Below are 21,471 nucleotides of genomic sequence, written 5' to 3' on the forward strand. Positions count from 1 at the left end.
GCCGGATCGCCGTGATGGCGGCACCTGTGCCGACAGGCAGTCGCTGGTTGCGGCTGTCGGCATGGCTGCGCAGCCAGGGTCTGGTGCGGGCCTTGTATCGCCCGCTGCCGCGGGCGTGGCGCGAAAAGGTGTCCTCGGCGATGGCCGGCAGTGTGGTGGAGCAACTGCGCTTCGCCCGCACGCCGGCCTGGTCGCAGCCCATCCAGCGGCCGGCCGCGCCGACGGTCCGTCCATCCGAACCCGGTGCGCCCGGGTTGAACGTGTTCGGCCATTTTTCGGGCGAGTTCGGTCTGGCCGAAGTGGCGCGTGCTTATGCGCGCGCCCTGACAGGCAACGGCGTGCCCGTCACACTGGTGGACATCGGTGCCCCGGGCAACGGCGCCGATCCACACCTGGCCCGCTACCACGACGCGTCCGCCCCGCACGCCGTCAACCTAGTCTGTACCAATCCGGATGATTTTTCCGAGGTGCTCGACCGCATCGGCCCAGCGCGCCTGCAGGGCAAGCCGCTGCTGGCCAGCTGGTTCTGGGAGCTGGAGGCTATTCCCGAGGCATGGCGGCCGGCTATCGCGCGCGTGGATGGCATCGTGGTGGCAACGCAGTTCATCCAGGATGCGTTTGCCCGCGCGTGCAGCACGCCGTTGTTCCACGTACCGGTACCGATGCACGCAGCGGTGGACAGCGGCCTGCGACGCAGCGACTTTGGACTGGAAGAGGCGCCTTTCCTGTTCCTGTACAGTTTCGACTTCAATTCGTGGATGCAGCGCAAGAATCCCGGTGCGGTGATTGCGGCCTTCCGGACGGCGTTTCCGCCCGGCGATCGTTCGGTGCGCCTGCTGCTCAAGACCAGCCACGGGCACCGGCATCCAGAGCACCTGCAGACGCTGCTGTCCCTTGCCGGCGCCGACGACCGCGTGCAGGTGCGTGACGACCTGATCGCCCCTGCGCATGTGGCCGCGCTGCAGCGGTGCTGCGACGCCTTTGTATCCCTGCATCGCAGCGAAGGACTGGGGTTGGGGATGGCCGAGTGCATGGCCATCGGCAAGCCGGTGATCGCCACGGCGTGGTCGGGCAACCTGGACTTCATGACGGCGCAGAACAGCCTGCTGGTTGATGCGCAGCTGGTGCCGGTGCAGCCTGGCGACTACCCGGGTGATCCCCGCGCGCGCTGGGCCGACGCCGATATCGATCAGGCCGCCCTTGCCATGCGCCGCGTCCGCGGCGAGCCGGCCTTGGCCGGGGCGCTGGGCGCGCAGGCACGTACGGATATCCATCAGACCTTGTCATCGGCTGCGTGCGCATCGGGCCTGCGCAGCGCCATCACCCACCTGCTTGAACGCACTTCCTTGCCGGGCGACCGGCATTCCCAACAAAGGGTGTCATGAAAGAACTTCTACGTGCGGTGTGGGCTTACCGCCACTTCATCCTCTCATCGATCAAGAACGACCTGCGGTCGCGCTTCATCCGAAGCAAACTGGGCGGGTTGTGGATGATCATCCACCCACTGGCCCAGGTGCTTATTTTTGCGCTGATCCTGTCCGAAGTGCTGGCTGCCAAGCTGCCCGGCATCGACAACAAGTATGCGTACGCGATCTTCCTGATGGCCGGGCAGCTGTGCTGGACGCTGTTCTCTGAAACGCTGCAGAAGTGCACCAATCTATTCATCGATAATGGCAACCTGATGAAGAAGATGGCGTTCCCGCGGCTGTGCCTGCCGTTGATCGCGGCCGGCCAGATGCTGGTCACCAACCTGCTGCTGATGGTGGCCATCTTCGGAGTTTTCGCCGCGTTGGGCCATCTGCCGGACGCGCAGGCCCTGTGGCTGCCGCCGCTGATGCTGCTGACGCTGCTGTTGTCCATGTCGGTGGGCATCCTGCTTGGCTCACTCAACGTGTTCATGCGCGACATCGGGCAGGTGGTGCCGGTGGTCCTGCAGGCGTTGTTCTGGCTCACCCCGGTGGTTTACAGCATCAATATCCTGCCCGAGCGTGTGCAGCAGTTCTTCAAGCTCAATCCGTTGTACCCGCTGGTGGCCAGTTATCAGAACGTGCTTGTGTTCGGCAAGCCGCCGATGCTGCGTGAGCTGGCGGTGCTGACCCTCTTTACCCTGGCCGCTGCGTTGGTGGCGATGATCGTGTTCCGGCGGGCCTCGCCTGAGATGGTGGATGCACTATGAGCGGCGAACTGACACTTTCCGGCGTTGGCAAGTCCTACCGGACCTGGGGCAGCGAATGGAAGCGGGTGGCGTCGTGGTTTGGCATTCCCGCCCGTCCCACTGATGAGCATTGGGTGCTCCAGGACATCGACCTGCACGTCGGGCCGGGCGAGGCCATTGGCCTCATCGGTCAGAACGGCGCAGGCAAGAGCACCCTGCTCAAGATCGTGACCGGCACCGTGCGGCCCACCGTCGGCCAGGTGGGCCGGCGCGGGCGCATTGCCGCCATCCTTGAACTGGGCATGGGTTTCAATCCCGAGCTGACCGGTCGCCAGAACGCCACCCATGCCGCCGGCCTGATGGGCTACGAGATGAGCCAGGTGCTGGAGGCGATGCCGGCGATCGAAGCGTTTGCCGAGATCGGCGACTACTTCGACCAGCCCGTCCGCACCTACTCCAGCGGCATGCAGATGCGCGTGGCCTTCAGCGTGGCCACTGCCTTCAAGCCGGACATACTCATTGTCGACGAAGCGTTGTCGGTGGGCGACTCCTATTTCCAGCACAAGAGCTTCGACCGCATCCGAGCGTTCCGAGAGCAGGGGACGTCGATCCTGTTCGTCTCCCACGGCATGTCCGAAGTGAAGACGCTGTGCGATCGCGTGATCCTGCTCGACGCTGGCCGCGTGCTCAAGGATGGGTCGCCCGACGAAGTGGTGGACTACTACAACGCGCTGGTGGCGAAGAAGGAAAATGCCTCGCTCAACATCGAGCAGCATCGCGAAGCGGACGGCTGGATGCTGACGCGCAGTGGCACGCGCGAAGTGACCTGCAATTCACTGGCATTGCTGGATGCGCAGGGCAACCCGATCCAAGTCGCCACGGTGGGGCAGAAGGTGGAGCTTCGCCTGGTTGCCGGCGTGCACGCGCCGGTGGACCGGCTGGTGCTGGGCTACATGGTCCGCGACAAGTATGGGCACGTGGTCTGGGGCACCAATACCTGGCATACCAAACAGGTGGAGCATGGGCTGGTAGCCGGCGAGACGGTGGTGTTCTCGCTTCCGTTCACCTGCACGCTCGGCCCGGGTTCCTACTCGGTCTCGCCGGCGCTGGTGAGCGGGGACAACCATCTTGAGAACAACTACGAATGGGTCGACAACCTGCTGGTTTTCGACGTGGTGAATGTTGATCGGGACGTGTTCATTGGTACGACCTGGCTCGATGGCGATTTCGTCATCGAACGGGGTGCCGCCCAGCATGTGCCTGCGAAGGGGGGCATCGCATGAAGGACGGCATCATCTCCTATGCGCAGAATTTTGAGGACGTGATCCTCTGGCGCGCACTGGGTCACGTGCCGGCAGGCAACTACGTGGACATCGGTGCGCAGAGCGCCTACGAGGACTCGGTCAGCCGCGCCTTCCATGAGCAGGGCTGGAAGGGCGTGCACGTGGAGCCCATGCCGTTCTATGCGGACCAGCTTCGCAAGGAGCGGCCGGGTGACGTGGTGATGCAGGTGATGGTGGGTGCCGAAGAAGGGATCGGTGCCCTGTTTGCGATGTCCGGCACCGGCTTGAGCACCTCACGCGAAGACCTTGCCGAGGGCTATGAGCGCGACGGCCGTGACGTCACCCGCGTCGTGGTGCCGGTGGTCACGCTCGATCAGGTCCTGGCGATCGTCGAAGGCGATGTTCATTGGTTGAAGATCGACGTCGAAGGTGCCGAAAAGCAGGTCTTGGAGGGCTGGCATGGCTCCTTGCGCCCGTGGGTGCTGGTGATCGAAAGCACGCGCCCCATGAGCCAGGAACAGAACTACGAGGAGTGGGACGCGCTGGTGGTCGAGAGGGGCTACCGGTTCGTGTATTTCGACGGCCTCAACCGCTTCTACGTCAGTGACGCCCACCCGGAGCTGGCCGATGCCTTCCACGTCGGGCCGAACGTGTTCGACCGCTTCCAACTGGCCGGCACCGCCACATCCACCTTCGCCGCCAAGTTGAACCTCGATGCCGCCGTCGCCCACGACGAAGCGGCACGCAGGGGAGAAGACCTGGCGCGGATATCCGCCGAGCTGGCGCAGACCAAGGACGAGTTGTCGAGCACCCAACAGGCCAATACGGAGTTCGAGCTGCGCCTGCTGCAGCAGCGGCTGGAGGCCAGCGAGCGTCAGAAGGCGCTGCTGGCAGACCAGGCATGGGCCATGAGCCATGCTGGCCGCCTGCAGGAAGAGTTGGTGCAGACCAAGGCCGCCGCGGCCGAGGCAGTGGCGGCGGCCATCGCACAGGTCTCCGACGAGCGCGACCTTGCGCTGTCCCAGGTGGCCAAGCTGCATGGCGATCTCACGATCATCCATAACAGCACCTCGTGGATTGTCACGGCACCCCTGCGGGTGCTGTCGCGCATGCTGCGCGCCGTCGCCAAGGCGCCGGTCAGCCTGGCGCGGCACGGGGTGCACGCGTTCAAGCCGGCAGTGAAACGGGTCGTCTTCGGCGTCCTTCGCCGTGCGTCGCGCTCGCCGCGGCTCAGGCGTACCGCAGGCAACGTGCTGGCGTCGATGCCGGCGCTGGATGCGCGCCTGCGCGCCTGGCATGGTGCCGCCCTGGGCAGGCCGGCGGTGATCCACCCGGGCCCGCAGGCGATTGCGGCGGTGGATTCAACGGCCCTCCGGCAACTGCTCGCTGAGCCGTTGCCGGCGGATGTTTCGGCCCAGGCAAGGCAGCGTTTGCTGCGCCTGCGCCATGCAGTGGTAGGAGCGAAGGCCTAAGTGCGCATCGTAATCGACCTTCAGGGGGCGCAGTCCGGCAGCCGCTTCCGTGGTATCGGCCGCTATTCGTTGTCGCTGGCGTTGGCCATGGTGCGCAATGCGGGCAGCCACGAGATCCATGTCGTGCTCAATGGCCGCTTCGAGGACAGCATCGAGCCGATCATCAAGGCGTTCGGTGACACGCTTCCGGCGGACCGTTTCCACATCTGGCTGCCTGTGCGCACGGCCGGACTGGTCGGTGACGATGGGGTGGATGATCGCCTGCGTGAAGCCTTCCTGCAGGCGTTGAAGCCGGACATCGTGCATGTGTCCAGTCTGTTTGAAGGGCTGGGCGAGCCTGCCATCACCAGCATCGGCGTTGGCAGCACCCCGATGCGCACGGCGGTGACCCTGTTCGATCTGATTCCGCTGATCTACCGCAAGCGTTACCTGGACAACCCGGTGATGGCGCGCTGGTATCACGGCAAGATCGCGCAGATGCGGCGGGCCGACCTGCTGCTGGGCATCTCCGCCTCGGCCGCGCAGGAGGCAGTGGACCATCTCGGCTTCGATGCCGACGGCGTGGTCAATATTTCTTCGGCCATCGACGAGGGCTTCCAGCGCCTGGGTGCCGATGCCCTGGACGAGGCGGCTGTCCGTGGCAGGTACGCGCTGACGCGTCCCTTTGTGATGTACACCGGCGGCATCGACCATCGCAAGAACATTGAAGGGCTGATCCGCGCCTATGCGAAATTGCCCAAGAACGTGCGATCGGCGCATCAGCTGGCCATCGTGTGCTCCGTGCACGAAGAGCCGCGACGCCTGCTGACCGCCCTCATGCGCGACTGTGGATTGCGCGAGGACGAAGTGGTGCTCACCGGGTTCGTGCCGGAGGAGGACCTGGTGGCGCTGTACAACATCGCGCGGCTGTTCGTGTTCCCGTCCTGGCATGAAGGATTTGGCCTGCCCGCGCTGGAGGCGATGCAGTGTGGTGCCCCGGTGATCGGTGCGGCCACGTCCAGCCTGCCGGAGGTCATCGGCCTGGAAGAGGCCCTGTTCGACCCCTATGACGATCTGGCCATCATGCAGAAGATGGCGCAGGGCCTGACTGACGAGGCCTTCCGCGCGCGGCTGCTCGCGCACGCGCCGGTGCAGGCGCTGAAGTTCTCCTGGGATGCCAGCGCCATCAAGGCCATCGCGGCCATGGAGGCATGCTGTGAGCGTCCGCTGGCGGCCCCGCGGCCCCGCTTGGCCTACGTTTCGCCGATGCCGCCGGAGCGCAGCGGGATCGCCGACTACAGTGCCGAGCTGGTGCCCGAGCTGGCGCGCTTCTATGAGATCGATGTGATCCTCACCCAGCCCGGGATCGACGACCATGCCGTGGAGGGCACGGCGCGGGTGCGCGATCTGGCGTGGTTCCAGGCGCACGGCGCCGGCTATGACCGGGTGATCTACCATTTCGGCAACTCGATGTACCACGCCCACATGGTGGAGATGCTGGAGCGGGTGCCGGGCGTGGTGGTGCTGCACGATTTCTTCCTCAGTGGCCTGTTCGCCTACCGCGAACTGGCCATGGGAATGCGTGGCACGTGGAACGAGGCGTTGTACCGCTCGCATGGTTACGTGCCCATGCCGGCCAAGGCCGACCGCCAGCACGAACAGCTCATGCAGGACTATCCGTGCAATTTCACGGTGCTGTCTGCGGCGCAGGGCGTGGTTGTCCATTCTGCCGTTTCGCGGCGGATGGCCCAGCAGTACTACCCGTGCGGTGATACGGCGTCGTGGCGTGAGGTTCCCCTCATGCGTGCGCCGGCGTTCCCCGGCACGGCCGAGCGCCGTGCTGCACGCGCAGCGCTGGGCCTGCCTGAAAACGCCTTCGTGGTCTGCAGCTTCGGCTTCATGGCGCCATCCAAGCAGAACGCACGCCTTGTCGACGCGTGGCTGGCGTCACCGCTGGCCAAGGACGAGCGGTGCCACCTGGTCTTCGTCGGCCAGGCCGATCCGAACGACTACGGCCATGCGCTTGAGCGCAGCATCCAGTCCAGTCCGGCAGGCAAGCGTATCCACATCACCGGGTTCGCCGAGCGGGACGATTTCCGCCGCTACCTGATGGCCGGCGACGTTGCCGTGCAGCTGCGGACCTTCTCGCGAGGCGAGACGTCGGCTGCGGTCCTGGACGCGATGAACCATGGGCTGGCCACGGTGGTGAATGCCAACGGCGCCATGGCCGACCTGCCGGACCATGTCGTCATCAAGTTGCCCGATGCGTTCGACGATGCGTCGCTGCAGGATGCACTGGTCACGCTCTACCGCGATGACGCGCTGCGCGCGCGCCTGTCCGCCGACGCCCGGGCGTTCATGCTCGACGTCCACGGGCCGCGTCGATGCGCAGAGGCGTACCACCAGGCCATCGAAGCGTTCCATGTCGCTGCCGAGGGGTCACCGCAGGCGTTGGTTACCTCGCTCGGTCGTTACCTGGCCCACGGCGGCGGGATGGTGGATGAAGCCGCGCTTGGCCAGGCCATGGCCTGGAGTTTCCCGGCGGCGTCGACCTGCCCCCAGGCATTGGTGGATATCGATGCGCTGAGTGCGGCCGGCAACGAGAACGCGCTGGAGCGACTGCGCGTGCTGCTGCTGGCGCCGCCACCAGGCTGGCGGATCGAGCCGGTGACCTGCCGCGGTGACGGCGTCTACCACTACGCGCGCAAGGCAACGCTGGCGTTGCTAGGCTGTCCTGACGACATGCTGGCCGATGATCCCGTGGATGCAGCACCGGGTGACCTGCTGCTCGGCATGCCCGGTGCGCAGGCGGTGGACAGCGTGGCGCGCCAGCATCTGCGCTGGATCGGCGTGCAGGAGGCGAACTGGGATGACTGGGCACCGAGGATGCACGCTGGATAACGTGCTCGACCACCGTATCGCGACGGCAACCGGGCCGGCGCTGCTACAGCGGACACTGGCAGGGCGGGCCGGTGCTGCAGGCTGTGATGGGCGTGTCGCGGGGAATGTGAAGACCCGTGGCAGAATATCCCGCTTCAGCCTACTGCCAGGCTCGCTGGGGGTCCGGGCGCGCGGCTTCGCTGCGCAGCCACCTGGTGCGTAGAGAACGTCGCTCCCGTTTGCTGCCGGATCTGCAGCAGGGACCGACCTGCCAAAACCGTATCAATCATTGAAGAAGAAAACACATCATGAAGAAGGCAATCATCACGGGTATCACGGGTCAGGACGGTGCTTACCTGACCGAACTGCTGCTTGAGAAGGGCTACGAGGTCCATGGCACGTACCGTCGCACCAGCTCGGTGAACTTCTGGCGCCTGGACGAAGTGGGCGTGCTCAACCACCCGAATCTGCATCTGGTCGAGTACGACCTCACCGACCTGGGCACCACCATCTCGATGGTGCAGAAGATCCAGCCGGACGAGATCTACAACCTGGCCGCGCAGAGCTTCGTGGGCGTGAGCTTCGAACAGCCCACCACCACCGCACAGATCACCGGCGTCGGCGCGCTCCACCTGCTGGAAGCGATCCGCCTGATCAATCCGAAGATCCGCTTCTATCAGGCGTCGACCTCGGAAATGTTCGGCAAGGTGCAGGCCATCCCGCAGATCGAAGAAACGCCGTTCTACCCGCGCAGCCCGTATGGCGTGGCCAAGCTCTACGCGCACTGGATCACGGTGAACTACCGCGAGAGCTACGACATCTTCGGTTCCAGCGGCATCCTGTTCAACCACGAAAGCCCGCTGCGCGGCCGTGAGTTCGTGACCCGCAAGATCACCGACTCGGTGGCCAAGATCAAGCTCGGCCAGCTGGACTGCCTGGAGCTGGGCAACCTGGATGCCAAGCGCGACTGGGGCTTTGCCAAGGAATACGTGGAAGGCATGTGGCGCATGCTGCAGGTCGACCAGCCCGATACCTTCGTGCTGGCAACCAACCGCACCGAGACCGTGCGCGACTTCGTGCAGATGGCCTTCAAGGGCGCGGGCATCGACGTCGAGTTCCGTGGCAAGGACCAGGACGAAACCGCGGTCGATACGGCCACCGGAAAGACGGTGATGCGCATCAATGCGAAGTTCCACCGCCCGGCAGAAGTCGACCTGCTGATCGGCAATCCGGAGAAGGCCGCGCGCGTGCTGGGCTGGAAGCCGACGACCACCCTGGAACAGCTGTGCCAGATGATGGTTGAGGCGGACCTGAAGAGGAACGAACGTGGTTTCTCCTTCTGAGACCCCCGGTAAGCGTGTCCTGATCACGGGGGCGTCCGGCTTCACCGGACGCTACGTGATCGAGCGGCTGCAGGCCGATGGGTACGAGGTGGTGACCCTGGGGTCGCACGCGGGCCCGTCGGCCACCGCGTCGGTGGATCTGCTCGATCGCGCCGCGCTGCAGGTCGCCCTTGAGGCGCTGCAGCCGGCCTATGTCATCCACCTGGCGGCGATCTCATTTGTCGCCCATGGGGATGCCGATGAAATCTACCGGGTCAACATCGTAGGCACGCGCAACCTGCTCGAGGCCCTTGCTGGGTTGCCGACGCCGCCGGCGCATGTGCTGCTGGCCAGCAGCGCGAACGTGTATGGCAACGTGGGCGGTGTGCTCGGCGAAGACGCGCCGTTGTCGCCGCAGAATGACTATGCCGTCAGCAAGATGGCGATGGAGGCGATGGCGTCGCTGTGGAAGGACCGGCTGCCGATCACCGTGGTCAGGCCGTTCAACTACACCGGGGTAGGGCAGTCCGAACGGTTCCTGATTCCCAAGATCGTGGGGCATTTCAAGCGTCGCGCGCCGGTGATCGAGCTGGGCAACATCGACGTGTCGCGCGATTTCTACGACGTACGCTGGGTTGCCGAGTTGTACGCGCGGTTGCTCGCCACGCCCGGCGTTGGCGAGGTGTACAACGTCTGCTCCGGCGTGGAGTGGTCGCTGCAGCAGGTGATCGACACGCTCAACGCACTCGCCGGCTACACCATCGAGGTGCGGGTGAACCCCGCCTTTGTGCGCGGCAACGAAGTCAAATCGCTGCGCGGCTCCAACGACAAGGTGTTGGCCAAGGTCGGTGAGATGCCCGCGTTCGACTTCGCCTCCACCCTATCCTGGATGTACGGAAGCACCCCGTGAGCCAATCTCCATTGAACGTTGCCCCCGCCCAACAACGCGGTTGGCCGGACGCCCTCCTGCGGGCCGGGCAGTTCCTGTGCGATGACCGCCGCCGCACCCTGCTGGCGGCGTTCCTGCTGGCGATCAATTTCGCCCTGCTGGTGGTGTTTCTCTTCGTCAGCTACAAGGGCATCTTCCACTCCGATTCGGCGGTCCGTGTACTGCTGGCGCAGGAGATGCACGACACCGGCCGGTTCTTCCCGGCGGGCTGGAACTACGTCAACAAGGATCTGATGATCCTGTTCGCCCAGCTCGGCGTGTGGCCGCTTCAGTTCTTCTATGAAGGCAGTTACACGCTTTATGCGGTGACCGGCGTTGCCGTGGCCGTGCTGATCCTGGGCAGTGTCTGGTGGTTTACCGGGCTGCTCGGGGGCAGTACCTGGCAGCGTGTGCTGGCGTTGGCCGTGCTCGCCGGCGGGGTCTCGGCGGGCATCGAGGAAGACATCTTCGGCCAGGCGGCGTACGGCATCCTGCTGATGCTCAGCTGCCTGATCACGGTGCTGACCTGGAAGTCGATGACGGCCCTGCCTCAGCGACGTCCGGTGTGGTGGGCACTGTTGTTCGTCGTGGTTGCCCTGTGCACGTGGAGCAATCCGCAGCGCGCCGCGGCCACCTACCTGCTGCCGTTGTACTGCGGCCTGGCCGCCTACCTGTGGGGCGGGGACTGGAAGCCGCGCCTGCGGGCATCTGTGCCGGTAGTGGCTGCCACGGTGCTCGGGTTCGTCATCGGCGCCGGCCTCAGCGTATGGACGCTGACGCAGGTCAACAACAATGCGGGCGTGGGCGCAGCCCATTGGCTCGATTTCAACGCGATGGCCACCAACATCGTGCATACCGCCCACGGCCTGGTGGCCCTGCTGGGCGGCGTGCCGGCCGGTGGCGGCAATGTCATCAGCGCACCGGGCATCTACGCGGCGCTGCGGCTGCTTGCCGCGGTGATCCTGCTGGTGCTGATGGGGCGCAAGGTCGTTGCGCTGTGCCGAAGTGCCAGCCCGCAGGCACGCTTCGTGGGCGGGATGGTGGCGGGTCTGGCCGCGTGCTTCCTGTTCCTGCATGTCACCACCACCGTGGCCGACATGAACGACCCGGTCAGCGTGGCCCGCTATCTGGCTCCGGCGACCACGCTGGCGCTGCTGCTGGTGATCTGCTCCCCGCTCCAGAGCGCGTCCCGCCTGGGGGCACTGCTTGTGGTCGGACTCAGCCTGCTGTTGGCCACCAACAGCGTGGTCCGTTTCAACCCGGGCTCGATGATCCACCCCGCTTGGCAGAACCCGCAGCGTGATGCGCTGGTGGCCGAACTGAAGGCCATGGGGCTGCAGTATGGGTATGCCACCTATTGGAATGCCGGTGCGCTCACCGTCCTCAGCGGCGGCGACGTCAAGATCCGGCAGGTCGAGGTGTTCAACGGTCTGCCGGTTCCGATGCGCCACCTTTCGTCGGACCATTGGTACGAGCCGGAAGCCTGGCAGGGCGAGACGTTCCTGCTGCTGACCGACACAGAAGTGGCGTCGATCAACTGGGGCACGCTGACCCACTACGCCGGCCAGCCGATCCGGCAGGCCAGGATCGGTGACAAGCAGGTGTTCGTGTTCAAGCAGAACCTGGCCCTGGATGTTCCCGGCTGGAGTGCGGTGCTGCGCAAGCCGCTGCGGATCAACGCCGGGCCGGACGGGTCGAAAACGGTCGGGCGCTGGGTCGACTTGACCCAGTCGCTGAAGGCCATGCCCGGCGAGTCCGGCTACCTTCAGTTCGGGCCCTACGTGTTGCTTGGCCGCGGACGCTACAGCGTCACGTTCGATGTCGCCGGCCAGGCCGATCCTGCACAGCAGGTGGTGGCGGTCGTGGATGTGGTCGCCGAAGGCGGGGCGCAGGTGATGGGCGTGGCGGAGGTGCGCGGCGACGGCACCGCCCAACACACCATCGAGTTCACCCTGGACAAGCCCGTGGCCACCCTGGAGATGCGCGTGGTTGCCAACGGCACCGGCGAGGTCACCTACAAGGGCGTGACACTGTCCGCGCGTTGATCGCGCACCCCTCGCCAGCGCCCGTCGGGGCGCCGGCGAAGGGTGTCTCACCGGGCCGAAAGCGTGAGCCCTCTGTACGCCACCTCGCCACTGCCCGTTGCCATGACCCGTAGTTCAAGGTCGGTGACCGGCTGATTCAGGCGGAACTGGATCGTATGCGTGGTCCGGCCGTCCGCGCGAACCTCCGCGGACCCCAGAATGCCGGTGCCGCCGGCAACCGATGCATCCACAACGGCCACCACCTGTCCCGTCGGCTCGCTGCTGCCGGTGACGTCATAGGTCACTTGGTAGGTGCCGCGACGCAGCGGCCGGTACGGGCCGTACTGAAGGAAGCCGGACTCGCCCACCCGTGTCCGCAGCGCGCCTTCCGCATCGACCCATCGGCCGACCATTTTCGCGCTGTCAGGCGCGGCCGACAGGTGGTACGGCGCGTTCAGTGCATTGCTCCAGTTGGGCAGGTCCCGCGCGATGTTGTGCTTGAAGACGTACAGGTGCAGGTTGCCGACGCGCGATTCGCGGATCGGCGCCCCGGCATGCCGGGTCATGGCACTCCAGTCCATCGCGGCCATGTCGGTGTCATTGAGCAGCAGGAAGGTCTCGCCCTGCCACGCCTCCGGCTCGTACCAGCGATCGGATGACAGGTGGCGCATGGGCAGCGGCAGGCCACTGGAAATGATGATCTGGCGAATCCGGATCTCGCTGCCGCTGAGGACGGTCAGCGATCCGGCGTTCCAGTAGTTGGCATAGCCGTAGCGCAGCCCCAGGGTCTTCAGCTCGGCGACCAGCGCGTCGCGTTGTGGATTCTGCCAGCCCGGATTGATCATCGACCCGGGATTGAAGGACACCACACTGCTGGTGGCCAGCAGCAGGCTCATGCCCACCACCAGCAGCGACCGCAGCGGCGCGGCGGCATCCAGCGGCGAGCAGACCACGGCCATCACCCCGAGGACGACCATCGGCGTCAGGTAACGTGCCGCGCTGACCGGGTCGTTGATGTCGGGAATGGTGGTGGTGGCCTGCAGGAACAGGAAGCACAGCGAGAGTCCCGCCAGCAGCCCGCCCACGAAACGCACGCGATCGCCGGGGCCCGCACACATCACCATGATCCTCCGGCCGATCATCACCAGCAGCACCAGGGCCGCCAGAAGCCTCACCGCGGCGTACAGTCCGGCCGCGGTGGTCACGCTGCCACCGCCGACCGGCACGCCGCCCAGCAGGCCCATCAGCGCATGCCCGGTATGCACCACGTTCGCGGCCATCCCGTCAAAGCTCAGCCAGCGTGCGGCCCCCGCACCGGCATTGTTGTTCACCCGGGTCAGCGTCAGCACGCTCAGAACCGCGCCTGCGGCGAAGCCGCCCAGGGCCGCCACGACAACCGGCACGCAGCGCTGCAGGCGTCGCTTCCACTCTCCGCCCCAGGCATAGGCGGCCAGCCCACAGAACAGCGGCAGCAGGTAGGACGCGGCCGACCGCTGCGGATTGCTCCAGGTGATCAGGGTCACCAGCCCGAAGAGCAGGGCGCACCACAGAACGCGCCGCGCCATCGCGGTGCTCATGACCTTCCAGGCCAGCACCGTGACCAGGCAGGTGAACATCACCACCGCACCGTAGGCGGCCTGTCCGAACACATCCTCCGCGACGCCGCCCGAGATGCCGCCGGCCAGCACCGCCACGGCCAGCACCCGCTGCCAGGGTCTGCCGTCCAGCAGCCCGGTGAACCAGCCGGCGCTGGCCAGAATGAGCAGGGCCACCACGCTGCTGGAGATCGCATAGAGCGTGTAGCTGTTGTCGAAGAAGAACAGCAGGGGAAAGATGCCCAGCTGGCCGAACAGGACCATCAGGTCCTTGTTGACATAGTTCCAGCCCGGCGGGAAGAAACGCGCCGTATCGTGCATTTCCTGTGCGAGCAGGTTCTTGACGGACGAATCGGAGTGGAAGATCCCCTTGTAGCTGACGAACAGGTAAGTGATCAGCAGGACCACATTGATCACCAGCAGCACTGACGCCACTGCGGTGCGCCCGCGCTCACGGGTCAGGAAGCCGGTCACACCGGCGCGCCAGCGCTTTTCCCCGCGCACGTGCGGTACCGCAGTCGAGTGCATCGATGCTCTGCTCACAGGTCGATTCCGCAGGAAGAACCACGTTTGGTCTCTACCGGGTCTCACCCAACCCGGGCATCATCTGGCAGTGCTGTTCTTGCTCAGGTTGCTCAGGTTGCTCTGTGTCGCTGCGCTTCCCCGCGCGGCGCTGTAGCACGATGCCGCCGTCAGCCTCCCGTGGCTGACGCGCGCTCAGGCATCGTTCGCCCTCAGGCGCGGCACTCCATTACGCAATGCGTGTAGGGAACGTAGATCATGTCGTGGCGAACGGTGACTTTGACGTCCTGGAAGGCCTTCTCCGCCAAGGCGCGGTAGGCATCCGGTGTGCGGATGTTCTGGCCGCGGTCGCGCAGGATCAGGTTGCGTGCCAGGGAGGACTGGTCGTCCACCAAGGTGCCATCCATGGTGACCAGATGGCCACCGGGCTTGAGCTTGCTGCGCGCCGACTGCATCAACTTCACCACGATATCGTCGTCCAGGTGGTGCAGGATGCCGACGGCCAGGACCACGTCGGCCAGTTCGTCGCCGTCCTGTGGCTGGTAGTCGGCAATGTCCATGCAGTGGAACGTGGCGCGGTTGCCGAAGCGGCGGTTGGCCGATTCGATGTAAAGCGGGGACAGGTCGAAGCCGTGGTAGCCGGCTCCCTTTGGCAGGTGGGGGACGATCTCACCGGTCCCGCACCCGATATCCAGGATGGTCGCGTTGGGCCCCGGCCGCGCATGGTCGTTGAGCAGGCGCTTGCGCGCCTTCTGTGCGCCCAGGATGTTCTGCAGCAGGTCGTAGGCCCACGGGGCCGAGAGAATTGCGTGAAGGCCGGTCGTCTTCTGGGCCATGGCTAACCTCTCGAGGTACGGGGTGGCGGGAGGCCGGAGTGACCCTCCTGACTGCTGATAGTCCTGCACTTGCAGCTGGCCACGCAAGTGCGACTGCGGCATGCCGGACCGATGCACGCCCACCAGATGCAGAAAACCCCGCCGAAGCGGGGTCTTGGGAGACTGCCAACTACCCGCGCGCGTGCTCAGGCCCGGCCGTAGCTGTCCTCGAAGCGGACGATGTCGTCTTCCCCCAGATAGCTGCCCGACTGCACTTCGATCAGCTCCAACGGCAGCTTGCCCGGGTTCTTCAGGCGATGGGTAACGCCCAGCGGGATGTAGGTGCTCTGGTTTTCGGTCAGCAGGATGACCTCCTCGCCACGGGTCACCTCGGCAGTGCCGCTGACCACGATCCAGTGTTCGGCCCGGTGGTGGTGCATCTGCAGGCTGAGCGTGGCGCCCGGCTTGACGGTGATGCGCTTGACCTGGAACCGGGCGCCGTTATCGATCGAGTCGTAGGCGCCCCACGGGCGGTAAACCTTGCGGTGCGCGGCTGCTTCGCTGCGGCCGTCGCGCTTGATCCGGGCCACGATTTCCTTGACGTCCTGCACGCGGTCCTTGTGGCCCACGAACACCGCATCATCGGTTTCCACCACCACCACGTCATCCAGCCCGACCATGGCGATCAGGCGGCTGCCGTAGGCATAGCTGTTGCGGCAATCGACCGCGATCACGTCGCCGTGGCAGGCATTGCCCGAGGCATCCTTGTCCGACACTTCCCACAGCGCCGACCAGGAGCCCACGTCGTTCCAGCCGGCATCCAGCGGCACCACGGCCGCATCGGCGGTCTTTTCCATCACTGCGTAATCGATGGAATCGTTCGGGCTGGCGGCGAAGGCGTCGGCATCCAGGCGGATGAAGTCGCTGTCGCGCGACGCCTTGTCCAGCGCGGCACGGCTGGCGGCCAGGATGGCCGGCTGCAGGGCTTCAAGCTCGGCCAGGTAACGCGAGGCCTTGAACAGGAACATGCCGCTGTTCCAGAAGTACTCGCCGGACCGCACGTACTGTTCGGCGGTTTCCAGGTTCGGCTTCTCGACGAAGCGCTCGACCGCGCGCACGCCCTCACCAGCTGCGGCCTTGATGTAGCCGTAGCCGGTTTCCGGTGCGGTCGGCACGATGCCGAAGGTGACCAGCTTGCCCGTCTGCGCCGCGGCCGCGGCCTGCTTGACCGCCTCGTGGAACGCCTTTTCATCGCGCACCACGTGGTCCGACGGCAACACCAGCAGCAGCGCGTCATCGCCGTTGGCCATTGCCTGCAGCGCGGCAATGGCGATCGCCGGTGCGGTGTTGCGGCCGATCGGTTCGAGGATCAGCGCCTGCGGCGTGACATTGCACTCGCGCAGCTGCTCGGCGGCCATGAAACGGTGTTCCTGGTTGGCCACCACGATCGGTGCGGCACCGGCGACCTGCGCAACGCGCTTCCACGTGGCCTGGAGCATGGTGTCCTCCCCGACCAGCGGCAGGAACTGCTTCGGATAGGCCTCGCGCGAGACGGGCCACAGGCGGGTGCCGGAACCACCGGAGAGGATGACGGGAACGATGGGCAACATGGATGCGTCCTGGATCAGTGTTGGGCCGCGCTGCCGCCGATCAGGGCGGTCAGCTCGTCGGTACGGGTGCGCAGCAGGGCGGCGTCCCCGCGGGTCTCCACGTTCAAGCGGAGCAGGGGTTCGGTATTGGAGCTACGCAGGTTGAAGCGCCAGTTCTTGAATTCGGCGCTGACCCCGTCGGTGTTGTCCAGGGTCGGCTGCTCGCTGGCGTAATGCGCCATCACGCGGGCAACGGTGGCCTTGGCATCGTCGACGCGGAAGTTGATCTCGCCGCTGCACGGGAATGCCTGCATGCGGTCGGCAACCAGATCACCCAGCGACGTGCCGGTCTGCGACACCAGCTCGGCGATCAGCAACCACGGGATCATGCCCGAATCGCAGTAGGCGAACTCCCGGAAGTAATGGTGCGCGCTCATCTCGCCGCCGTAGATGGCGTCTTCGGCCCGCATGCGCTCCTTGATGAACGCATGGCCGGTCTTGCTCATGATCGGCACGCCACCGGCCTGCTGCACCATCTCCACGGTGTTCCAGGTCAGACGCGGGTCGTGGATGATCTTGCCGCCCGGGTGGCGCTTGAGCAGCGCGGTGGCCAGCAGACCCACCAGGTAATAACCCTCGATGAAGTCGCCCTTCGCGTCGAAGAAGAAACAGCGGTCGAAATCGCCGTCCCAGGCAATGCCGAAATCGGCACCATGCTCGCGCACGGCGGTGGCGGTCGCGGCGCGGTTTTCCGGCAGCAGCGGGTTGGGGATGCCGTTGGGGAAGCTGCCGTCGGGCTCATGCTGGATGCGGATGAACTCGAAGGGCAGTTGTGGCGCAAGCTGGTCGATCACCAGGCCGGCGCCACCGTTGCCGGCGTTGACCACGATCTTCAGCGGCTTCAGGACGCTGCGGTCCACATAGCCCAGCAGGTGCTCGATGTAGGCGCTTTTGTCGGTGTCCTGGCGCAACTGACCGTTGCCGCCTTCCGGCAGCGCGGTGTCGGCGGCGGCGTAGTCACGCACGTCGAACAACCCGGTGTCGCCGCTGATTGGGCGCGCTTGCTCACGCACCAGCTTCATGCCGTTGTAGTCCATCGGGTTGTGGCTGGCGGTCACCATCACGCCGCCGGCGGCCTGCCGGTGGAAGGTCTGGAAATAGACTTCCTCGGTGCCGCACAGCCCGATGTCGATGATGTCGCGGCCCGAGGCACGGAAACCCTCGGCCAGCGCCTGGTGCAGCTCGGGGCTGCTCAGGCGGATGTCGTAGCCCAATACCACTGGGCCCGGACCCAGCAGCGTGGCGGTTCCTGCACCAATGCGTTTGGCCAGCGGCGGGTTGAGTTCTTCGGGCACCCGGCCACGGATGTCATAGGCCTTGAAGCAGGGAAGCGTCATCAAAGAAGTCCTTTTTGGGGTGGCCGTCGATTATAGCGACAGGCCCCGTGAGGGCGCGTCAGCCTGCCCGGCCCCCGTACTCGCCTGTATTCAGCTTGCGTGATGCCTGCGCCCCGGCCCCGGAAGGGCGGGGCCGGCAGGCCGTTACACCTGCCCCTGACCAGGTCAGGCCAGCGCAGCGTGCAGCGCCTTGTCGGCGTGCTGCAGGATCGTGTCCATCTGCTGTTCCACGCCCACCCACAGCGGCAGGCGCACCAGACGCGCGCTGATGTCGTCGGTAACCGGCATCGCCGAACCGCAGCGTCCATGTTCCAGCCCGGCCGGCGACGAATGCAGCGGGATGTAATGGAAAACACTCTGCACACCGCGCTGCTTCAGCTCGGCGATGAAGCGGGTGCGTACCTCCAGCGAGGGAAGCAGCAGGTAGTACATGTGCGCATTGTGCGTGCAGTTGGCCGGTACGCTGGGACGCTGCACGGTGCCTGCGCGCTCATGCGCCTCGGCCCAGGCGTGGTATCGGTCCCAGATGGCCAGGCGCTGGTCGGTGATTTGCCGGGCCGCATCCATCTGCGCGGTCAGGAACGCAGCGGTGATCTCACCGGGCAGGAACGAGGAACCCACGTCCACCCAGGTGTACTTGTCGACCTGGCCGCGGAAGAAGCGGCTGCGGTTGGTGCCTTTCTCGCGGATGATCTCGGCGCGTTCGGCGTAGGTGCTGTCGCGGCAGAGCAGCGCGCCGCCTTCGCCGGAAATGATGTTCTTGGTTTCATGGAAGCTGAGCGCGCCCAGCTCGCCGATGGTGCCCAGCGGGCGTCCCTTGTAGGTGGACATGATGGCCTGCGCCGCGTCTTCCACCACCACCAGCCCATGCCGCGCGGCGATGTCCATGATCGTGTCCATCTCACAGGCCACGCCCGCGTAATGCACCACGCAGATGGCCTTGGTGCGCGGGGTGATCGCCGCCTCGACCAGCTGTTCGTCGAGGTTCAACGTGTCGGCACGGACGTCGACGAACACCGGAATGGCGCCACGCAGCGCGAACGCATTGGCCGTCGAAACGAAGGTATACGACGGCATGATGACCTCGTCGCCTTCCTCCAGATCCAGCAGCAGCGCCGCCATTTCCAGGGCCGAGGTGCAGCTGTGGGTCAGCAGGGCGCGGGCGGCGCCGGTGTTCTGCTCAAGCCATGCGTGGCAGCGTTTGGTGAACGGGCCGTCGCCGGACAGATGGCCGTTGGCATGTGCCTGGGCAATGTGCTCCAGTTCGCTACCCGTCATGAATGGTTTGTTGAATGGAATCACGATGGCTCTCAGGGTAGGTGTCGGGGCGGGTCAGGCGACGGATCGGGACAGGACGACCACGCCCAGCATGATAATCAGCGTGCCGGCGATCTTGTAGGCGTCCAGCTGTTCGCGGAAGAGCACCGCGGCGAACAGGGCGACGATGAAGAAATTGATCGCCATGTACGGGTAGGCACGGCTGAGCGGCATGCGGCTCAAGGCAGCCATCCAGCACAGGGATGCGCCGAAGGCGGCCACGAAGGCCGAGATCACCCACGGCTTCAGCAGCAGCTGCAGCAGGTTGAGGGGCTGGATCGGGCTGGCCAGAAGATGGCCGTGCAGTCCCACCTGCCACTTCAGGACAAGTTGTCCGTAAGCAGTCAGCAGGATGGTCATGCCGATGAATACATAGCTCATGCAGAAAGGCGCCTGGAAAATAAGGGCGACAGGCAGGCCCCGGTGTTGGGACGTGCCTGCGGAAAGAGGGGCATCATGGGCGGCGCAACGCGCTTGATCGCGCCAGCCTGCGGTCCAGATGGTAGGTGTCCAGTGCAGCGTACAGCCGGAGGCCGGCCTTGGCCCATTGCCGCTGTACGCCGTAGTTCCAGACCTGGGTCGAGATGATCAGGCGCTGCAGCGACTGTTGCGCGTAGTGGTGCGCCAGGTGGCCGAGCAGGCGCCCATAGTGGCCGCGGCGCTCGAAATCGGGGTGGACCGCATTGAGCACGATGTCGACGGTGTCGCCATGCCGGTCACAGGTGGCGAACCCGGCAATGGCACCGCCGTCGGTGACCACCCAGGTGGCGGCGCGGTCGGGGGTGTCGTCCAGCCGGCTCTGGGCCCACTCGACGTAGCCGGCGTGCACCTTGTCCTGGGGCAACAGGGGGTTGGCGGCGTAGTGGGCGCGGTAGCCCTGGAAACTGGCCGCGGCGATCAGGGCGATCGCTTCACGGTCGGCCGCCGTGGCGACACGGACATTGGGGGCCAACGCGCCCGATCCGGCGTCCAATGGCATACCGTGGTAGACCAGCGTGTCGGCATGGATGACGAATTCGCCCTGCTGCTGCAGCGCGGTGGCGATGTCCGAGCGTCCTGCGGCGGTGCGCAGGATGATCAGGTCGGCCGCCGAGCGTGCGACCGCCGCCACGATGGTGGATAGGGCGGTGTCCTCGTCGAACGCAGCGCGCTCGACCAGGATGCCGAAACGGGCCGAATCCAGGGCGGCCGGTACAAGGCCGGAGACGGCATTCATGCCGCGTCCTTCCAGGTGTCCTGCCAGACAATGAAAGCCGGCCGCTGCTTGGTCTCGTAATGGATGCGGCCCAGATAAAGCCCGACCACGCCCAGGCTGGCCATGATGAAGCTGCCCACCAGCCAGACCGAGGCGAGAATGCTGGTGAAGCCGGCCACCTGGATGTCACCGGCCAGGTAGCGGAGCATCGCGAACAGCGCGATGCACACGCCCACTGTGGCCAGTGCGAACGCAAGGGACATGACCAGCCGCAGCGGCTTGTCCGAGAAGGACAGCACGATCCGGGTGGCCATCTGGATCAGCTTGCGCAGGCTGTAGCCGCTCTGGCCTTCGGTACGCCGTCCGTGCGACACCGGGATGGCGCGCGTACGGAAACCGGTCCAACGTGCCATCAGTGGCAGGAACCGGTCCATCTCGGGCATGCCGTTCATCGCATCCACGACTTTCCGGCTGTACGCCCCGAAGTTGGCCGTCGAGGCGTCATAGCGGGTATCGGTGAGCCAGCCGAGCGTGCGGTAGAACAGGCGCGAACCAGAGCGCTTGAGCCAACTGTCCTGGCGTTCGACGCGCTGGCCGAGCACGATCTCGTGTTCGCCATCCAGGCCCGCCAGCAGCGCGGGAATCTCTTCCGGAACGTCCTGCAGATCGCAGTCCATGACCACCACCGTCGCCCCCCGCGCGCGGGACAACCCGGCGCTGATGGCGGCGTGCTGGCCGAAATTGCGCGACAGCCTGAGCCCCCGCACGGCGGCCGATCGCGAACTGATCTCGCAGATGCGGCGCCACGCGTTGTCCGGGCTGTCATCGTCCACCAGAATCAGCTCGTGGGTCAGGCCCGCACCGGACAGGCTGGCGCCTACCCGGTCGGCAAGATCCTCCAGACAACTGGCGCACCCGTACACAGGCACGACCACCGACACGTCGGGGGGCGTGCCTGGAAGGCCACTCACCGCGGTTTCATCGCAGCCGATCACGGC

At 65.8% G+C, this 21,471-nt stretch carries 16 protein-coding genes; 8 read left to right on the top strand and 8 right to left on the bottom strand.

Annotated elements, in window-relative coordinates:
• Positions 1-14: 14 nt before the first annotated feature.
• From GQ674_RS01100 to GQ674_RS01135, 8 genes are all read left to right on the top strand, one after another.
• The gene (locus tag GQ674_RS01100) at positions 15-1,385 is read left to right on the top strand and encodes a glycosyltransferase (RefSeq protein ID WP_159495655.1); all 1,371 of its coding nucleotides are present in this window, start codon (positions 15-17) and stop codon (positions 1,383-1,385) included.
• A complete protein-coding gene (locus tag GQ674_RS01105; RefSeq protein WP_159495656.1) occupies positions 1,382-2,176 on the top strand; it encodes an ABC transporter permease in 795 nt (264 codons plus the stop codon). The genes GQ674_RS01100 and GQ674_RS01105 overlap by 4 nt, the downstream gene beginning before the upstream one ends.
• Complete coding sequence (locus tag GQ674_RS01110) at positions 2,173-3,438, top strand: ABC transporter ATP-binding protein (RefSeq protein ID WP_159495657.1); 1,266 nt, start codon at positions 2,173-2,175, stop codon at positions 3,436-3,438. The genes GQ674_RS01105 and GQ674_RS01110 overlap by 4 nt, the downstream gene beginning before the upstream one ends.
• Positions 3,435-4,910: an FkbM family methyltransferase gene (locus tag GQ674_RS01115; protein WP_159495658.1), complete on the top strand. Its 1,476-nt coding sequence runs from the start codon at positions 3,435-3,437 to the stop codon at positions 4,908-4,910. Before GQ674_RS01110 ends, GQ674_RS01115 begins: the two co-directional genes overlap by 4 nt.
• On the top strand, positions 4,911-7,790 hold the full coding sequence (locus GQ674_RS01120) for a glycosyltransferase (protein WP_159495659.1): 2,880 nt from the start codon (positions 4,911-4,913) through the stop codon (positions 7,788-7,790).
• A gap of 287 nt (positions 7,791-8,077) precedes the next feature.
• A complete protein-coding gene (gene gmd, locus GQ674_RS01125) occupies positions 8,078-9,112 on the top strand; it encodes a GDP-mannose 4,6-dehydratase (RefSeq protein ID WP_159495660.1) in 1,035 nt (344 codons plus the stop codon).
• On the top strand, positions 9,096-10,001 hold the full coding sequence (locus tag GQ674_RS01130) for an NAD-dependent epimerase/dehydratase family protein (RefSeq protein WP_159495661.1): 906 nt from the start codon (positions 9,096-9,098) through the stop codon (positions 9,999-10,001). The genes gmd and GQ674_RS01130 overlap by 17 nt, the downstream gene beginning before the upstream one ends.
• Positions 9,998-12,064 carry a hypothetical protein gene (locus GQ674_RS01135; RefSeq protein WP_159495662.1) on the top strand — a complete coding sequence of 689 codons (2,067 nt, stop codon included), beginning with the start codon at positions 9,998-10,000 and terminating at the stop codon, positions 12,062-12,064. The genes GQ674_RS01130 and GQ674_RS01135 overlap by 4 nt, the downstream gene beginning before the upstream one ends.
• Positions 12,065-12,111: 47 nt before the next feature.
• On the opposite strand, the gene GQ674_RS01140 is transcribed toward GQ674_RS01135, so the two are convergent.
• The 8 genes from GQ674_RS01140 to GQ674_RS01175 form a co-directional block, all read right to left on the bottom strand.
• Positions 12,112-14,166, bottom strand: coding sequence for a hypothetical protein (locus GQ674_RS01140; protein WP_159495663.1), 2,055 nt, complete (start codon positions 14,164-14,166; stop codon positions 12,112-12,114).
• A 206-nt stretch (positions 14,167-14,372) separates the two neighbouring features.
• A complete protein-coding gene (locus GQ674_RS01145) occupies positions 14,373-14,996 on the bottom strand; it encodes a class I SAM-dependent methyltransferase (protein ID WP_159495664.1) in 624 nt (207 codons plus the stop codon).
• Positions 14,997-15,181: 185 nt separating this feature from the next.
• On the bottom strand, positions 15,182-16,585 hold the full coding sequence (locus GQ674_RS01150; protein ID WP_159495665.1) for a mannose-1-phosphate guanylyltransferase/mannose-6-phosphate isomerase: 1,404 nt from the start codon (positions 16,583-16,585) through the stop codon (positions 15,182-15,184).
• 14 nt (positions 16,586-16,599) lie between these two features.
• Positions 16,600-17,961 (bottom strand): phosphomannomutase, encoded by a 1,362-nt coding sequence (locus GQ674_RS01155; RefSeq protein WP_159495666.1) that lies wholly within the window; start codon positions 17,959-17,961, stop codon positions 16,600-16,602.
• Between the two features lie 165 nt (positions 17,962-18,126).
• Positions 18,127-19,239 (bottom strand): dTDP-4-amino-4,6-dideoxygalactose transaminase, encoded by a 1,113-nt coding sequence (rffA, locus tag GQ674_RS01160; RefSeq protein WP_236546162.1) that lies wholly within the window; start codon positions 19,237-19,239, stop codon positions 18,127-18,129.
• Positions 19,240-19,293: 54 nt separating this feature from the next.
• The gene (locus GQ674_RS01165; protein ID WP_236546163.1) at positions 19,294-19,638 is read right to left on the bottom strand and encodes an EamA family transporter; all 345 of its coding nucleotides are present in this window, start codon (positions 19,636-19,638) and stop codon (positions 19,294-19,296) included.
• Between the two features lie 94 nt (positions 19,639-19,732).
• Entirely contained in the window at positions 19,733-20,494 is a 762-nt protein-coding gene (locus tag GQ674_RS01170) for a GNAT family N-acetyltransferase (RefSeq protein WP_159495668.1), read from the bottom strand.
• Positions 20,491-21,444 carry a glycosyltransferase family 2 protein gene (locus GQ674_RS01175; RefSeq protein ID WP_236546164.1) on the bottom strand — a complete coding sequence of 318 codons (954 nt, stop codon included), beginning with the start codon at positions 21,442-21,444 and terminating at the stop codon, positions 20,491-20,493. Before GQ674_RS01175 ends, GQ674_RS01170 begins: the two co-directional genes overlap by 4 nt.
• Positions 21,445-21,471: the final 27 nt, after the last annotated feature.

The sequence above is a fragment of the Stenotrophomonas sp. 364 genome (assembly GCF_009832905.1).
Classification (GTDB): Bacteria; Pseudomonadota; Gammaproteobacteria; order Xanthomonadales; family Xanthomonadaceae; genus Stenotrophomonas; species Stenotrophomonas maltophilia_AP.

Bases quoted from the DNA above. Each gene is read 5' to 3' on its own strand.
- GQ674_RS01155 (WP_159495666.1), bottom strand. From the start codon at position 17,961: ATGACGCTTCCCTGCTTCAAGGCCTATGACATCCGTGGCCGGGTGCCC.
- GQ674_RS01110 (WP_159495657.1), top strand. From the start codon at position 2,173: ATGAGCGGCGAACTGACACTTTCCGGCGTTGGCAAGTCCTACCGGACC.
- GQ674_RS01100 (WP_159495655.1), top strand. From the start codon at position 15: ATGGCGGCACCTGTGCCGACAGGCAGTCGCTGGTTGCGGCTGTCGGCA.
- GQ674_RS01115 (WP_159495658.1), top strand. From the start codon at position 3,435: ATGAAGGACGGCATCATCTCCTATGCGCAGAATTTTGAGGACGTGATC.
- rffA (WP_236546162.1), bottom strand. From the start codon at position 19,239: ATGACGGGTAGCGAACTGGAGCACATTGCCCAGGCACATGCCAACGGC.
- GQ674_RS01170 (WP_159495668.1), bottom strand. From the start codon at position 20,494: ATGAATGCCGTCTCCGGCCTTGTACCGGCCGCCCTGGATTCGGCCCGT.
- gmd (WP_159495660.1), top strand. From the start codon at position 8,078: ATGAAGAAGGCAATCATCACGGGTATCACGGGTCAGGACGGTGCTTAC.
- GQ674_RS01105 (WP_159495656.1), top strand. From the start codon at position 1,382: ATGAAAGAACTTCTACGTGCGGTGTGGGCTTACCGCCACTTCATCCTC.
- GQ674_RS01140 (WP_159495663.1), bottom strand. From the start codon at position 14,166: ATGCACTCGACTGCGGTACCGCACGTGCGCGGGGAAAAGCGCTGGCGC.
- GQ674_RS01145 (WP_159495664.1), bottom strand. From the start codon at position 14,996: ATGGCCCAGAAGACGACCGGCCTTCACGCAATTCTCTCGGCCCCGTGG.
- GQ674_RS01150 (WP_159495665.1), bottom strand. From the start codon at position 16,585: ATGTTGCCCATCGTTCCCGTCATCCTCTCCGGTGGTTCCGGCACCCGC.
- GQ674_RS01165 (WP_236546163.1), bottom strand. From the start codon at position 19,638: ATGACCATCCTGCTGACTGCTTACGGACAACTTGTCCTGAAGTGGCAG.